Origin of the sequence: Halomonas sp. SSL-5 (assembly GCF_030708455.1) — a bacterium.
GTDB lineage: Bacteria > Pseudomonadota > Gammaproteobacteria > Pseudomonadales > Halomonadaceae > Halomonas.
The window spans coordinates 210,593-225,023 of sequence record NZ_JAUYWF010000008.1 but is presented as its reverse complement, the minus strand read 5'-3'; the positions used below and the strand labels follow the sequence as shown (position 1 = coordinate 225,023).

The following is a 14,431-nucleotide window of genomic DNA, read 5'->3' as shown; positions in this document are numbered from 1 at the left end:
TTCCCGGATAGCTCAGTTGGTAGAGCAAGTGACTGTTAATCACTGGGTCGCAGGTTCGAGTCCTGCTCCGGGAGCCAACGCGGCGACAGCAACACAGCGATGCGACGTGATTCCTCGATAGCTCAGTTGGTAGAGCAAGTGACTGTTAATCACTGGGTCGCAGGTTCGAGTCCTGCTCGAGGAGCCAACCGCTCGTCATCGTCATCTCAGGTCATTCCCGGATAGCTCAGTTGGTAGAGCAAGTGACTGTTAATCACTGGGTCGCAGGTTCGAGTCCTGCTCCGGGAGCCATCTGCCTTCCCCCGCGCTAGTCCCCGTGCAGCTTGTACCCTCATGCCCTGCTTCCCTGCTCCGGCCACGTTCCGGTGTTTTCGCGTGTGCGTCTGTTGTCGATGCTGGCGGTCCGCCATCATGAGGTGACGACGCATCCACGAAAAAGGCCGCCGCCCGGGAGGGGCGACGGCCCAGTTTCGTGCGCTGAGCGGTGACTCAGTCGCGATGGGCGAAGCGGAAGTTGTTCTCCAGCTGGGCGTAGTCGAGCAGGATATGGGCGGCTTCCTGCACCTGTACCTGTTCCACCGGCTCTTCTTCCTCCTCGCTGTCCTGGTCCTCCTCGCCCCGGGCATCCGCCCACTCCTCCAGGCGTTCCAGGCCGAGTGCCTCGCGGCGCTGGTTCTCCAGGGCGAGCTGTTCGGCCTCCTGAGCCTCGACCTCCTCCTGGCGCAGTTCGCGGTTGAGGCTGACGCTTGTCGTCTCCTCGCGCATCCGGCGGTTCAGCTCGGCCTGCTGTTCGAGGTAGCGGAAGTTGGGGTGGGCCTCGGCGCGCTGGCGATGGCGGTCGCGCAGCGACTCCAGGAAGCGCCACGGCTCGCCGTACTCGCGGTACTGCACCGAGCGGACGGTGTCCCAGTCCAGGGCATTGTCCAGGCTGCTCTCGCCGATCAACTCGGGGTCGATCAGGCTCGGGAAGATGATGTCCGGTTCCACGCCGCGGTGCTGGGTGCTCTCACCCGAGATGCGGTAGAACTTGGCGCGGGTCAGCTTGATCTCGCCGTGGGAGAGCTCGTTGAGGGTCTGGACCGTGCCCTTGCCGAAGGTGGGGGTGCCCACCACCAGGCCGCGGCCATAGTCCTGGATGGCACCGGCGAAGATCTCCGAGGCGGAGGCCGATAGCCGGTTGACCAGCACCACCAGCGGGCCGTCATAGGCGGCGCCGGTCTCGGTATCGCCGTAGAGGCTGATGCGCCCGCGGGCGTCGCGTACCTGGACCGTGGGGCCGCGATCGATGAACAGCCCGATCAGCGAATTGGCCTCCTGCAGGGCGCCGCCGCCGTTGTTGCGCAGGTCGAGCACGATGCCCTCGATCCCCTGGTCCTGGAGTGACGCGATCTCCTTGGCCACGTCGCGGGTGGTGCTGCGATAGTCCTCCTCGCCGGCCTGCCAGGCGTCGAAGTCGACATAGAAGGTGGGCACGCTGATCACGCCGATACGGTGGCTGCCGTCGTCACGCTCGAGTTCGACCACCTCGCTCTGGGCCGCCTGGTCCTCGAGCTTTACGGTGTCCCGTGTGATCTGCACCTCCTTGGAGCGGGTCATGTCCACCGCCTGGGCGGGGACCACGTCGAGGCGCACCACCGAGCCCTTGGGACCGCGGATCAGCTCCACCACCTCATCCAGGCGCATGCCCACCACGTTGACCATCTCGCCTTCTTCCTGGCCGACCCCCACGATGCGGTCGGCGGGCTCCAGCACGCCGGCCCGCTCCGCCGGCCCCCCGGGCACCAGGCTTGATACCTTGACGTATTCGCCGTCGGCCTGGAGCAGGGCGCCGATGCCTTCCAGCGAGAGGCGCATCTGGATGTCGAAGGACTCCCCCTGGCGGGGGGAGAGGTACTCGCTGTGGGGGTCGATGGTGCTGGTGACCGCGGCCATCAGCAGGCCGAAGACATCTTCCGACTTGGTCTGGCGCAGGCGGTTGAGCTGGCCCTCGTAGCGCTGACGCAGGTTGGTCTCGACCTGTTCGTCGTCCTGGTCGCTGATCGTCAGGGTCAGGGCGGCGTTCTTGAGGCGGCGGGTCCACAGCTCGTCGAGGGCCTGGGGGCTCTCGGCCCAGGGGGCGTCCTCGCGGTCCACCTCCAGGCGCTGCTGGCCGTCGTAGGTGAACTCGAGGCCGTCGTCGAGGCGCGCCAGCAACCACTCGAAGCGTGCCTCGGCGCGCTCGTGGTAGCGCTGGTAGAGCGCGAAGTAGGGGGCCAGCTCGCCATCGAGCAGGGCATCATCGATCTGCTCTTCCAGCGGGAGGAATTCCGCCACGTCCTGTTCGGTGAGGAAGGCGCGCTGGCCGTCGAGCACGTCGAGATAGCGCCCGAAGGCCTGGCGTGACCAGCTGTTGTCCAGGCTGACGTCGGCGTAGTGGCCGTAGCGCAGCGATTCGGCCACCTCGGTGGCGACCTGGCGCTGGGCGTCGGTGGGTTCTGGCTGTGCCAGGGCGACGCCGGCGGCCAGCAGCAGGCCTGCCAGCACGGCCATGGATCGTCCCGTATGGGCAAGCGGGCTCATCGATGAAGCACTCCCGGTTTGATGTACACTCATTTCCCTTGACCCTTATTCGGCCCGCGAGTTGCGCGGGCCGAGGATCCATTGTAGCAGCATACCTGCTGCGCCTATCACCTCCAGCCCAGAGGAACTCATGCTGTCCCAGGATGACCTGCTCCAGCGGCTTCTCGACTTCCTGCACCGCTCGCCTACTCCGTGGCATGCCACCGCCAACATGGCCGTCCGCCTCGAAGCGGCCGGCTTCCGGCGCCTCGACGAGCGCGAGGCGTGGGCGCTCACTCCCGGCGAGCGGGTCTACGTGACGCGTAACGACTCGTCGATCATCGCCCTGCAGCTGCCCGAGGGCAGGCTCGAGGCGCTGCGCATGATCGGCGCGCATACCGACAGCCCCGGGCTGCGGCTCAAGCCCAATGCCGCCCAGACGGCCGCCGGCTGGCTGCAGCTCGGCGTCGAGGTCTATGGCGGGGCGCTGCTGGCGCCCTGGTTCGACCGCGACCTGGGGCTCGCCGGCCGGGTTCACGTGCGTCACCCCGACGGGCGTCTCGAGGGGCGGCTGCTGCATGTCGACCGCCCCGTGGCGATCATTCCCAGCCTGGCCATCCACCTCGATCGCGAGGCCAACAACGGGCGTGCGCTGAATGCCCAGACCGAGATGGCGCCGGTGCTGCTGCAGGGCGGGGAGGGCGGCGACCTGACGCGGCTGCTCGAGGGGTGGATCGCCGAGCAGCACGCCCTCGAGGCGTTCGAGCTGCTCGACTTCGAGCTGGGCTTCCATGACATGCAGCCGCCGGCAAGGGTGGGGGTCAACGGCGAACTGATCGCCAGCGCCCGGCTCGACAACCTGCTCTCCTGCTTCATCGGCCTGGAGGCGCTGCTGGCCAGCGACGGCAGCCAGGGGGCTGTGCTGGTGGCGAACGACCATGAAGAGGTGGGCAGTGCCAGCGCCTGCGGCGCCCAGGGCCCCTTCCTGGGGGATGTGCTGCGTCGGGTCAGCGAGCGGCTCGGCGACGGCAGCGAGGAGGGCTTCATCCGCCTGATCCAGGCCTCCAGGATGATCTCCTGCGACAACGCTCATGCCCTGCACCCCAACTTCCAGGACAAGCACGATGCCGCGCATGGCCCGGCGCTCAACGGCGGCCCGGTGATCAAGGTCAATGCCAGCCAGCGCTATGCCACCAACAGCGCCACCGCGGCGCTGTTCCGCGACCTCTGTCGTGAGGCCGAGGTGCCGGTACAGGGTTTCGTGACCCGCGCCGACATGGGCTGCGGCAGCACCATCGGGCCGATCACCGCCACCGAGCTGGGTGTGCCGACCCTGGATGTGGGCGTGCCCCAGTGGGCCATGCACTCGATCCGCGAGACCGCGGGCAGCCAGGATGTCGCCTATCTGACGCGGGTGCTTGCCGCCTTCTGCAATCGCCCCGAGTTGGCCTGACGCTTGGCGGCCGGAGCCAAAAAAGCCCGCCTGACGATGTCAGGCGGGCTTTCTGGTGTCTGGCTGGTGGCTACGCCCTGATTCGAACAGGGGACCCCATCATTATGAGTGATGTGCTCTAACCAGCTGAGCTACGTAGCCTTTTCACAAGATTGCCCGACCTCGGCCGAGCAATGGAGACGTATTATGCACGCGGGCCCGCCGCTTGGCAAGCCCGCGCCTCACCGATCCAGGGCTATCGCAGTTACCGAAAGGGTGATAGCAAAAGGCGCCGGGGACAGGTCGGAGAGGGGGTCCGAGGACCAGGGATGGCCGAGGTAGCCTACAAGGACGTACTCGTAGCGCCCCCTCGTAGGCCTGTCGCCGGATCAGCCTTGAGCGGTGCTGCCATCTGCGATAGCCCTGCACGCCGATCAGGAATCGATATCGAGTGCCTCGCGCACCGCGGCAAGGCCCGCCTCGCCATCGCGCTTCTCGACGCCCTCGAGCCACGCCTCGAGCACCTCGGGGTTGGCCTGCAGGTAGGCACGGGCGGCGTCGCGGGGATCCTCACCCTCGTCCATGATCTCGCCCATCAGCTGGTTCTCCATCTCGAGGGTGAACTCGAGGTTGGAAAGCAGGGTGCCGACGTTGCCGCACTCCTCGACGAAGCCGCTACGGGTGTTGGTATAGACCGTGGCACCGCCCAGGTCGGGGCCGAAGTAGTCGCCGGCACCCTCGAGATAGGCCATGTCGAAGTTGGTGTTCATCGGGTGCGGCTCCCAACCCAGGAACACCATCCACGTCTCGTCCGGCACCCTGGCACCCAGTTCGGACAGCATGCCCGCCTCGCTGGAGTCGATCAGCTGCCAGTCCCCCAGGCCGAAGGCATCGTCGTCGATCATCTGCTGGATCAGCTGATTGCCGTCGTTGCCGGCCTCGATGCCGTGAATGGAGGAATCGAACTTCTCGGCATGCTCGGCGAGATCCTCCACCGAGGTAACCCCGGCATCGTGGACGTACTGCGGCACCGCCAGGGTGTACTTGGCGCCCTCGAGATTGGCACCCAGGCGGTCGACGCTGCCATCCTCGACGTAGGGGTCGCTGATCGAGGCCATGGAGGGCATCCAGTTGCCCAGGAAGATATCGAAGTCGCCGTTCTTCATGCCCTGATAGGCGATGGGCACGGAGACGGTATCGATGCGGGTGTCATAGCCCAGCGCCTCGAGCACCTCGGTGGTCAGGGCGGTAGTGGCGGTGATATCGGTCCAGCCCACCTCGGCGAAGCGAAGCGTGCTGCAGCTCTCGGCCTCCTGGGCGTACAGCGGGGTGGCGCCGAGAGCCAGGACAGTGGCGCCCAGGCCAAGGCCGAGGCGGCGAGTCAGGGGAGATGCGTTCATGGCGTAACCTCCTGGAAAGGAACTTGAGTATAGCCGGCGTTCGCCACACTTTTATTGATTGAACGTTCAATAAAGAAATGGCAAGCTGCGCCCATCCTAACCGCATCGACCGGTGCGGTGGCAAGTCATCCTGACACAGGGAGGGCTCGACGATGCCCAAGGTTGGAATGGAACCCATCCGCCGCCAGCAGCTGATCCAGGCGACCATGGCGGCCATCGACGAGGTCGGCCTGGCCGATGCCACGGTCGCGCGAATCGCCCGGCATGCCGGCGTCTCCGCCGGCATCATCAGCCACTACTTCAGCGGCAAGGATGGCCTGCTCGAAGCCACCATGCGCCACATCCTCACCGACCTGGGCGATGCCGTCGCTGCCTGTCGCCGCGAGCTTCGCCATGACACCCCGCGGGCCAGACTAGCGGCGATCATCGAGGGCAACTTCGATCGCAGCCAGGTAACCGACCCGGTCGCCAAGACCTGGCTGGCCTTCTGGGCCAGCAGCATGCACAAGCCGGCGCTGCAGCGCCTGCAGCAGGTCAATGATCGGCGCCTCTATTCGAACCTGTGTGCCCAGTTCCGCCGTCTGATGCCGCGTGACGAGGCCCGCCTGGCCGCGCGCACCCTGGCGGCGGTGATCGATGGCCTGTGGCTGCGCGGGGCGCTGACGCCGGAGGGCCTGGACGCCGACGGCGCGCGCCGTGCGGCGCTCGCCACCCTCGACCGGCTGCTTGCCGCCTCCGCCACCGACGCCTCCTCAAGGAGAGACTCATGACCGACACGCCTACCCTGCCCCTCTACATCGACGGCCACCCGGTCGACGCCACCGCCGGCAGCACCTTCGAGGTGGTCAACCCCTACGACGGCAGCCTGCTGGCCCGCGTCCAGCAAGCCTCCGCCGCCGACGTGGATGCCGCCGTGGCCGCCGCCCGGCGCGGTCAGCGCGAGTGGGCCGCCATGAGCGGCATGGCCCGCGGGCGCATCCTGCAGCGCGCCGTGGCGCTGCTGCGGGAGCGCAACGACGAGCTCGCCGAGTTGGAGACCCGCAACACCGGCAAGCCGATCAGCGAGACCGCCGCGGTGGACATCGTCACCGGCGCCGATGCCCTGGAGTACTACGCCGGCCTCGCCGCCGCCATCGAGGGCACCCAGATCCCGCTGCGCGAGGACTCCTTCGTCTATACCCGCCGCGAGCCGCTGGGCGTGGTCGGCGCCATCGGCGCCTGGAACTACCCCATCCAGATCGCCTGCTGGAAGGCGGCCCCGGCCCTGGCCGCCGGCAACGCCGTGGTCTTCAAGCCCAGCGAGGTGACCCCGCTCACCGCCATGAAGCTGGCCGAGATCCTCAGCGAGGCGGGCCTGCCCGACGGCGTCTTCAACGTGGTCCACGGCGCCGGCGACGTCGGCGCCATGCTCACCGAGCATCACGGGATCGCCAAGGTCTCCTTCACCGGCGAGGTGGGCACCGGCAAGAAGGTGATGGCCGCGGCCGGCGGCTCCACCCTCAAGGAGGTGACCATGGAGCTGGGCGGCAAGTCGCCGCTGATCGTGTTCGCCGATGCCGACCTCGACCGCGCCGCCGACGCCGCCATGATGGCCAACTTCTACTCCAGCGGGCAGATCTGCACCAACGGCACCCGGGTCTTCGTCGAGCGCTCGGTGAAGGCGGCCTTCGAGGCGAAGCTAGAGGAGCGCGTGGCGCGCATCCGGGCCGGCGACCCGCTGGACCCCAGCGTCAACTTCGGTCCCCTGGTCAGCTTCGAGCACCAGGCAAAGGTGCTCTCCTACATCGCCCTGGGCAAGCAGGAGGGCGCCCGGGTGCTGGCCGGTGGCGAGGCCTGGAGCTCTGAGTTGCAGGGCGGGGGCGACCGGGCGAACGGCGCCTGGGCGGCCCCCACGGTATTCACCGACTGCACGGATGAGATGCGCATCGTGCGCGAGGAGATCTTCGGCCCGGTGATGGCCATCCTCGCCTTCGACGACGAGGAGGAGGTGATCCGCCGCGCCAATGACACCCACTACGGGCTCGCCGCCGGGCTCTTCACCGAGAGCCTCAACCGCGCCCACCGGGTCATCCACCGCCTGGAGGCGGGCATCTGCTGGATCAACACCTGGGGCGAGTCCCCCGCCGAGATGCCGGTGGGCGGCTACAAGCAGTCCGGCGTGGGCCGCGAGAACGGCCTCGAGACCCTGGCCCACTACACCCAGACCAAGTCGGTTCAAATCGAGATGGGCCCCTTCGAGTCGGTCTTTTAAGGAGACTCCATGTCCCAGATCCGTGAATTCGACTACGTCATCATCGGCGCCGGCTCGGCCGGCAACGTGCTCGCCACCCGCCTCACCGAGGATCCCGACGTCTCGGTGCTGCTGCTCGAGGCCGGCGGCCCCGACCACCGCCTAGACTTCCGCACCCAGATGCCGGCGGCGCTGGCCTATCCGCTGCAGGGCAAGCGCTACAACTGGGCCTTCGAGACCGACCCCGAGCCCCACATGGACGGCCGGCGCATGGAGTGCGGGCGTGGCAAGGGGCTGGGGGGCTCCTCGCTGATCAACGGCATGTGCTATATCCGCGGCAACGCCCTTGACTACGACGGCTGGGCCGAGGCGCCGGGCCTTTCGGACTGGCGCTACGCCGACTGCCTGCCCTACTTCAGGAAGTCCGAGACCCGCGACATCGGCCCGAACGACTACCATGGCGGCGATGGCCCGGTGAGTGTGACCACTCCGAAAGAAGGCAACAACCCGCTCTACCGCACCTTCATCGAGGCGGGCAAGCAGGCCGGCTACCCGGAGACCGAGGACGTCAACGGCTACCAGCAGGAGGGCTTCGGTCCCATGGACCGCTTCGTGACGCCCAACGGCCGGCGCGCCTCCACCGCCCGTGGCTACCTCGACCAGGCGAAGCAGCGCGAGAACCTGACCATCGAGACCCGCGCCATCACCGACGTCATCGAGTTCGAGGGCAAGCGGGCGGTGGGCGTGCGCTACCAGCGCCGCGGCCAGGAGCAGCGGGTACACGCCTGCCGCGAGGTCCTGCTGTGCGGCGGGGCGATCGCCTCGCCGCAGATCCTGCAGCGCTCCGGCGTCGGCCCCCGCGAGGTCCTCGACGAGTTCGGCATCGAGGCGGTTCACATCAACGACAACGTCGGCGCCCATCTCCAGGATCACCTGGAGATGTACATCCAGTACGAATGCACCCAGCCGATCTCGCTCTACCCGGCATTGAAGTGGTGGAACCAGCCGAAGATCGGCGCCGAGTGGCTGTTCCTCGGCCGCGGCATCGGCGCCAGCAACCAGTTCGAGGCGGCGGGCTTCATCCGCAGCAACGACCAGGAGGCGTGGCCCAACCTGCAGTACCACTTCCTGCCCATCGCCATCAGCTACAACGGCAAGAGTGCGGTGCAGGCCCACGGCTTCCAGGCCCACGTGGGCTCCATGCGTTCCGAGAGCCGCGGCCGCATTCGGCTGACCTCACGGGACCCCGAGGCGGCGCCGAGCATCCTGTTCAACTACATGTCCACCGACAAGGACTGGCAGGAGTTCCGCGACGCCATCCGCCTGACCCGCGAGATCATCGCTCAACCCGCCTTCGATGCGTACCGCGGCCGGGAGATCTCGCCGGGACCAGACGTGCAGTCCGACGCCGAGTTGGACGCCTTCGTGAAGGCCCATGCCGAGACCGCCTACCACCCCTGCGGCAGCTGCCGCATGGGCGAGGGCGACGACGCCGTGGTGGATGGCCAGGGCCGGGTGCACGGCGTGGAGGGGCTGCGCGTGGTGGACGCCTCGCTGTTCCCGCGGATCCCCACCGGCAACCTCAACGCACCGACCATCATGCTGGCCGAGAAGATCGCCGACCGCATCCGCGGCCGCGAGCCGCTGCCGCCTAGCGACGCCCCCTACTACGTGGCGGGCGACGCCCCCGCCCGCAGCGAGCCGCAGCGCCGCCTCGAGGCATAGCGCCGCCACCCGCGTTGCCTCCAGCGCCCTGCCCCGCCCTGCCCTGCAGCGCGGGGCGTTTCTTTGGTTCTTCGCAAACTGGCGTGAACCAATTCGGTAGTGAGTATTGGGAGGCCGGGTTTATTGTGGGAGGCCGGGTCCCCCGGGCGATTGGAGGCCGCAGGCCTCCCGGCGGTAATGGTAAAACTCAGCGGACACCGTTAGGGCGCCTTCGGCGCCATTCGCGCGGCAGAGTCGGAGCGCCGAACCGCGCCCTCCCACCAGCCAGCTTTACCGACGACAGGCGCCACTCGCTCTTGCTGGCACCTTGATTACGAGTCGTGAGGCTGGCCGGTTGCACCGATGTGGGCTAACCTGCAAGAATTCAAACATCTGTTCGAATCCCTGCGTCTCACCACAACCGGAGTCTCCCCATGCCCACCCTGATCCTGCTGCTCGTGGCCATCGTCGGCCTGCTCGCGGTGATGCGCCGCGAGGCCGGCGCCCGGCCCGCCCTGGCGGTGCTCGCCGTCACCGGCCTGATAAGCCTGCTCGCCGCCTCCGCGGTGCTCGGCGTCATCCTGCTCGTGGGCGCTGTTGCCGTGGCCGCCGCCGGCCTGCCGGCGTTGCGCGGCCGGTGGCTGACCCCACGCCTGTTCGCCATGTTCAAGAAGGTCTCGCCGAAGGTCTCCGACACCGAGCGCACCGCGCTGGAGGCCGGCAGCGTGGCCTGGGACGGCGAGCTCTTCACCGGCAAGCCGAACTGGCAGGCGCTGCTGGATGCAGAGGACGAGGGCCTCACCGAGGAAGAGCGCGCCTTCATCGACACGCAGTGCTCGGTGGCTGCCGGCATGTGCAACGCCTGGGATATCGCCAAGGAGCGCGCCGACCTGCCCCAGGAACTCTGGGACCACCTCAAGCGGGAGCGCTACTTCGGGATGATCATCCCCAGGGAGTATGGCGGCCTGGGCTTCTCTGCCAAGGCCCAGTCCCTGGTGCTGCAGAAGCTCTCCATCAACGAGACCCTGATGGTCACCGTGGGCGTGCCCAACTCCCTGGGCCCGGGGGAGCTGCTGCTCAAGTACGGCACCGACGAGCAGAAGAACCACTACCTGCCGCGGCTGGCCGATGGCCGCGAGATCCCCTGCTTCGGCCTCACGGGCCCGCGGGCCGGCAGTGACGCCACCTCGCTGCCCGACACCGGCGTGGTCTGCAGGCAGGTCATCGACGGCAAGGAGGTGCTCGGCGTGCGCCTCAACTTCGAGAAGCGTTGGATCACCCTGGCCCCCATCGCCAGCGTGGTGGGCCTGGCCTTCCGTCTCTTCGACCCGGAGAAACTGCTGGGTGACGAGAAAGATCGCGGCATCACCCTGGCGCTGATCCCCCGCGATACCGCGGGCATGGAGATCGGCCGCCGCCACCATCCCATCGGCAGTCCCTTCCTGAACGGTCCGATCAAGGGCAAGGATGTCTTCGTGCCGATGGACACCATCATCGGCGGCGAGGCGATGATCGGCCAGGGCTGGCGGATGCTGGTGGAGTGCCTCTCGGTGGGACGCTGCATCACCCTGCCCTCCGGCGCCACCGGCACCGCCCGCTACGCCATCGGCTGGAGCGGCGGCTTCGCCCGCATCCGCAGGCAGTTCAACGTGCCGGTGGCCGAGATGGAGGGCGTCCAGGAGCCCCTGGCGCGCATGACGGCGCTGGGTTACATCGCCCAGGCGGCGGTCTACCAGACCGCCAACACCATCGACCGCGGCGAGAAGCCGGCGGTGCCCTCGGCGATCCTCAAGAGCCAGCTCACCGAGTTCCAGCGGGTGATCCTCGGCGACGCCATGGATATCCACGGCGGCAAGGCGGTGACCCTCGGACCGCGCAACTACCTGGGGATCGGCTACAGCGCCAACCCGGTGGCGATCACCGTGGAAGGCGCCAACATCATGACCCGCAACCTGATGATCTTCGGCCAGGGGGCGATCCGCTGCCATCCTTACGTGCTCGAGGAGCTGGCCGCCAAGGACGCCAATGACCTGGCGGCCTTCGACCGCGCCTTCTTCGGCCATGCCGGACTGATCTTCGGCAACGCCGCCCGGGCCTTCACCCAGGGGCTGGGGATCGGCAAGCCCGCGGTGCCCTTCGACGGCGTTGCCGCTCCTTACGCCCAGGAGATCGCGCGGCTCTCCGCCGGCTTCGGGCTCTGCGCCGACGCCGCCATGGCGAGCCTCGGCGCCACCCTGAAGCTGCGCGAGATGCTCTCGGCGCGCCTCGGCGACGTGCTCTCCAACCTCTATCTCGCCTCCATGGTGATCAAGCAGTGGCACGAGGGCGACAAGGTCGAGGACGAGGCGGCGCTGCTCCACTATAGCTGCCAGCTGCTGCTGGGCCGCGCCGAGCAGGCCCTGGACGAGCTGTTCGACAACCTGCCCAACCGCGCGCTGGCCGGCGTGCTGCGCCGGGTGGTGATGCCGCGCGGCAAACGCTTCAAGCGCCCCCACGACGACCTGGCCCGCAGCATCGCCCAGGCGGTCTCACGGGACAGCGCCCTGCGCGAGAAGCTGCTGGCCAATACCTGGAGCGCCGACGACGGCGAACAGGCGAACCCCCTGGCGCAGTACAACGCCCTGCTGGCCACCCAGGAGCGTGCCGAGACCCTCTACCGCACCGTCAACAAGGCCTACGCCAAGGGGGAGCTGCCCTCTGATGCACTGCATCCCGAGCAGCGGGTGGAAGAGGCTGCCAGAGCCGGCATCATCAGCGAGGAGGATGCCACCTTTATGCGCGAGCGCGAGGCCCAGGTGCTGGAACTGCTCACCGTGGACGACTTCGAGTACGACGCCTTCGTCACCGACAAGGCCAAGGTACTGCGCCACCACGCCGCCTGACGGTTCTCATCCCCGCCAACCCCACGCCCCGGCCATGTGCCGGGGCGTGCAGTTCTTAAGCCACCGTGCTCGAGGCTTTTCCGGCGAAAGGCCTACGAGGGGGCGCTGTGAATACCTCCCTGTACGCTACCGATGCCATCCCTGGCATAGGACCCCCTCTACGCCCTTTCCCCGGCGCCTCTCGCACTCTGTCGCTGATTCAAAGCGGCCACACCAGCAGGATCATCGGAATAGCCACCGCCAGCACCACCAGGGAGAGCGGCAGGCCCAGCTTCCAGTAGTCGCCGAAGCGGTAACCGCCGGGGCCCATCACCAGGGTGTTGGACTGGTGGCCGATGGGGGTCAGGAAGGCGCAGGAGGCGCTCACCGCCACCACCATCAGGAAGGGGTCCACCGAGGCATCGAAGCCAGCCGCGAGGCTCGCCGCGATGGGCGCCATCAGCAGCGCCGCCGCGGCGTTGTTGACGACATTGGAGAGCACCATGGAGAGCACGAAGAGCCCCACCAGGGTGACCACCACCGGCCATTCGCTGCCCCAGGCGAGCATCGCCTCGGCGATCAGCGCGGCGCCGCCGCTGGTCTCCAGGGCCTCGCCCACCGGGATCATGGCGCCGAGCAGCACGATCACCGGTCCGTCGATGGCCTGGTAGCCCTCGCGCAGGGGCAGCACCCCCACCAGCAGCGTCACCAGCGCCGCCAGGGAGAGGGCAACCGCCGCCGGCAGCAGGTCGAAGATCATCGCCAGGATGGCGGCGGCGAAGATGGCGATGGAGACCAGCAGCATGCGCGGCTGGCCCAGGGTCAGGTTGCGGCTGGCCAGTGGCAGGCAACCCAGGGTGGCCAGGCTCTCGGCCAGCTCGATCTCGCCGCCCTGCAGCAGCAGCACGTCGCCCGGGCGGAAGCGGATCTCGCGCAGGCGCTGCTTGAGGCGCCCGCCGTCCCGGGCCACCGCCACCAGGTGCAGGCCGAACTGGTTGAGCAGGCGCAGCTGGGTCACGGTGCGATTGACCATCATGGAGTCGTTGCGCACCACCGCCTCCACCAGCTGCAGGCCCTCGGTATCGACGCCGCCCTTCTTATCTTCCTTCTTCTCCTGTCCCGCCTTGCCCCCGCCCCTCCCTTCGCCTGTTACCTCGTCGTTCTCCTCGACCGGGCTCTCGCTGTTATGACCGGTGCTCTCCTGCTGGGTCTGATTGTCCTCTTCGGTTTCCTCTGCTTCCTTCTCCTCGGCCTCCTGCTCTTCCTCTTCGGCCTCCTTGCCCAGGCGCAGGCCCGCCTTGTCCTGCAGTAGCTTCATCTCCTCGGGGCCCGCCTCCATCAGCAGGATATCCCCCTCCCTGAGGGTGCCGAAGAAGGCGTGGCCGGCGCGCTTCCGCTCGTTGCGCACCACGGCCAGCACCGGGATGGTCTCCTCCAGCTCCTGCTGCAGTTCACGCAGGCTCAGGCCGTTGGCCTTCGACTCCTCGCCGACGCGCAGCTCGACCAGGTAGTGGGCGGTATCGAACATCGCATCCAGGGAGGCCTTGCCGGCCCGCTGCGGCACCAGCCGCCAGCCCAGCAACAGGATAAAGGCGAGCCCCGCCAGGGCCACCACCACGCCCACCGGCGAGAAGGAGAACATGCCGAAACCCTCGCCGGTGACGTCGCCACGGTAGCTGGCGATGATGATATTGGGCGGGGTGCCGATCAGGGTGGTGAGCCCGCCGAGCAGCGAGCCGAAGGCCAGCGGCATCAGCAGCAGTGAGGGCGAGGCGTCGTGCTCCCGGGCCAGGCGCATGGCCACCGGCAGCAGCAGCGCCAGGGCGCCGACGTTGTTCATGATCCCGGAGAGCACCACTACGGTGCCCACCAGCACCAGCAGCTGCAGGAAGAGCCGCTCGCCGACCCTGAGCACCTGCTCGGCGATGACATCCACCACCCCGGAGCGCTCGAAGCCGCGGCTGAGCACCAGCACCGCGGCCACGGTGATCACCGCCGGATGGCCGAAGCCCAGGAAGGCCTCGTCGCCGGGCACCAGGCCCAGCAACACAGAGCCGAGCAGCGCGGCCAGGGCCACTAGGTCGTAGCGGAAGCGCCCCCAGACGAAGGCGGCCAGGGTCAGCCCGAGCACGATAAAGACCAGGGTGCTGTCGGCCATCGGTTCACCTCCCTGTGAGATCGGATAGCCCCAGCATCGCCAGGCAGGCACCTTGGCGACAAGCGATTTTTTGCTCGGACCTTGACCGTTACCCCCGACACAACGACG

General features: G+C 68.0%; 8 protein-coding genes and 4 tRNA genes. 8 read left to right on the top strand and 4 right to left on the bottom strand.

Annotated elements, in window-relative coordinates:
* Nucleotide 1 precedes the first annotated feature (1 nt).
* The 3 genes from RAN53_RS11515 to RAN53_RS11505 all read left to right on the top strand — a co-directional run bounded on the left by RAN53_RS11515 (nucleotide 2) and on the right by RAN53_RS11505 (nucleotide 291).
* Nucleotides 2-77 (top strand) — tRNA-Asn (locus RAN53_RS11515).
* Between the two features lie 34 nt (nucleotides 78-111).
* Nucleotides 112-187: transfer RNA gene (locus tag RAN53_RS11510), tRNA-Asn, on the top strand.
* 28 nt (nucleotides 188-215) lie between these two features.
* A tRNA-Asn gene (locus RAN53_RS11505) sits at nucleotides 216-291 on the top strand.
* A 198-nt stretch (nucleotides 292-489) separates the two neighbouring features.
* Here the strand turns inward: RAN53_RS11505 and RAN53_RS11500 are convergent.
* Nucleotides 490-2,559 carry a carboxy terminal-processing peptidase gene (locus RAN53_RS11500; protein ID WP_305796954.1) on the bottom strand — a complete coding sequence of 690 codons (2,070 nt, stop codon included), beginning with the start codon at nucleotides 2,557-2,559 and terminating at the stop codon, nucleotides 490-492.
* 130 nt (nucleotides 2,560-2,689) lie between these two features.
* Here RAN53_RS11500 and RAN53_RS11495 point away from each other — a divergent pair, with 130 nt between their 5' ends.
* Nucleotides 2,690-3,991: a M18 family aminopeptidase gene (locus tag RAN53_RS11495; RefSeq protein WP_305796953.1), complete on the top strand. Its 1,302-nt coding sequence runs from the start codon at nucleotides 2,690-2,692 to the stop codon at nucleotides 3,989-3,991.
* A 64-nt stretch (nucleotides 3,992-4,055) separates the two neighbouring features.
* Here RAN53_RS11495 and RAN53_RS11490 read toward each other — a convergent pair.
* Both RAN53_RS11490 and RAN53_RS11485 read right to left on the bottom strand, forming a co-directional pair.
* A tRNA-Met gene (locus RAN53_RS11490) sits at nucleotides 4,056-4,132 on the bottom strand.
* Between the two features lie 272 nt (nucleotides 4,133-4,404).
* A complete protein-coding gene (locus tag RAN53_RS11485; protein WP_305796952.1) occupies nucleotides 4,405-5,370 on the bottom strand; it encodes a choline ABC transporter substrate-binding protein in 966 nt (321 codons plus the stop codon).
* Nucleotides 5,371-5,522: 152 nt separating this feature from the next.
* Here RAN53_RS11485 and betI point away from each other — a divergent pair, with 152 nt between their 5' ends.
* The 4 genes from betI to RAN53_RS11465 all read left to right on the top strand — a co-directional run bounded on the left by betI (nucleotide 5,523) and on the right by RAN53_RS11465 (nucleotide 12,186).
* The gene (gene betI, locus RAN53_RS11480; protein ID WP_305796951.1) at nucleotides 5,523-6,140 is read left to right on the top strand and encodes a transcriptional regulator BetI; all 618 of its coding nucleotides are present in this window, start codon (nucleotides 5,523-5,525) and stop codon (nucleotides 6,138-6,140) included.
* Nucleotides 6,137-7,621, top strand: coding sequence for a betaine-aldehyde dehydrogenase (gene betB / locus RAN53_RS11475; protein WP_305796950.1), 1,485 nt, complete (start codon nucleotides 6,137-6,139; stop codon nucleotides 7,619-7,621). The genes betI and betB overlap by 4 nt, the downstream gene beginning before the upstream one ends.
* A 9-nt stretch (nucleotides 7,622-7,630) precedes the next feature.
* Entirely contained in the window at nucleotides 7,631-9,325 is a 1,695-nt protein-coding gene (gene betA / locus RAN53_RS11470; protein ID WP_305796949.1) for a choline dehydrogenase, read from the top strand.
* A 413-nt stretch (nucleotides 9,326-9,738) separates the two neighbouring features.
* Nucleotides 9,739-12,186 (top strand): acyl-CoA dehydrogenase, encoded by a 2,448-nt coding sequence (locus RAN53_RS11465; RefSeq protein WP_305796948.1) that lies wholly within the window; start codon nucleotides 9,739-9,741, stop codon nucleotides 12,184-12,186.
* Between the two features lie 199 nt (nucleotides 12,187-12,385).
* Here RAN53_RS11465 and RAN53_RS11460 read toward each other — a convergent pair whose 3' ends face one another.
* Nucleotides 12,386-14,323: an SLC13 family permease gene (locus tag RAN53_RS11460; protein WP_305796947.1), complete on the bottom strand. Its 1,938-nt coding sequence runs from the start codon at nucleotides 14,321-14,323 to the stop codon at nucleotides 12,386-12,388.
* Nucleotides 14,324-14,431 lie beyond the last annotated feature (108 nt).

What these genes read in the sequence shown, in the direction of transcription:
- RAN53_RS11465 (WP_305796948.1), top strand. Translation starts at nt 9,739, where the DNA reads ATGCCCACCCTGATCCTGCTGCTCGTGGCCATCGTCGGCCTGCTCGCG.
- betI (WP_305796951.1), top strand. Translation starts at nt 5,523, where the DNA reads ATGCCCAAGGTTGGAATGGAACCCATCCGCCGCCAGCAGCTGATCCAG.
- RAN53_RS11500 (WP_305796954.1), bottom strand. Translation starts at nt 2,559, where the DNA reads ATGAGCCCGCTTGCCCATACGGGACGATCCATGGCCGTGCTGGCAGGC.
- betB (WP_305796950.1), top strand. Translation starts at nt 6,137, where the DNA reads ATGACCGACACGCCTACCCTGCCCCTCTACATCGACGGCCACCCGGTC.
- betA (WP_305796949.1), top strand. Translation starts at nt 7,631, where the DNA reads ATGTCCCAGATCCGTGAATTCGACTACGTCATCATCGGCGCCGGCTCG.
- RAN53_RS11460 (WP_305796947.1), bottom strand. Translation starts at nt 14,323, where the DNA reads ATGGCCGACAGCACCCTGGTCTTTATCGTGCTCGGGCTGACCCTGGCC.
- RAN53_RS11485 (WP_305796952.1), bottom strand. Translation starts at nt 5,370, where the DNA reads ATGAACGCATCTCCCCTGACTCGCCGCCTCGGCCTTGGCCTGGGCGCC.
- RAN53_RS11495 (WP_305796953.1), top strand. Translation starts at nt 2,690, where the DNA reads ATGCTGTCCCAGGATGACCTGCTCCAGCGGCTTCTCGACTTCCTGCAC.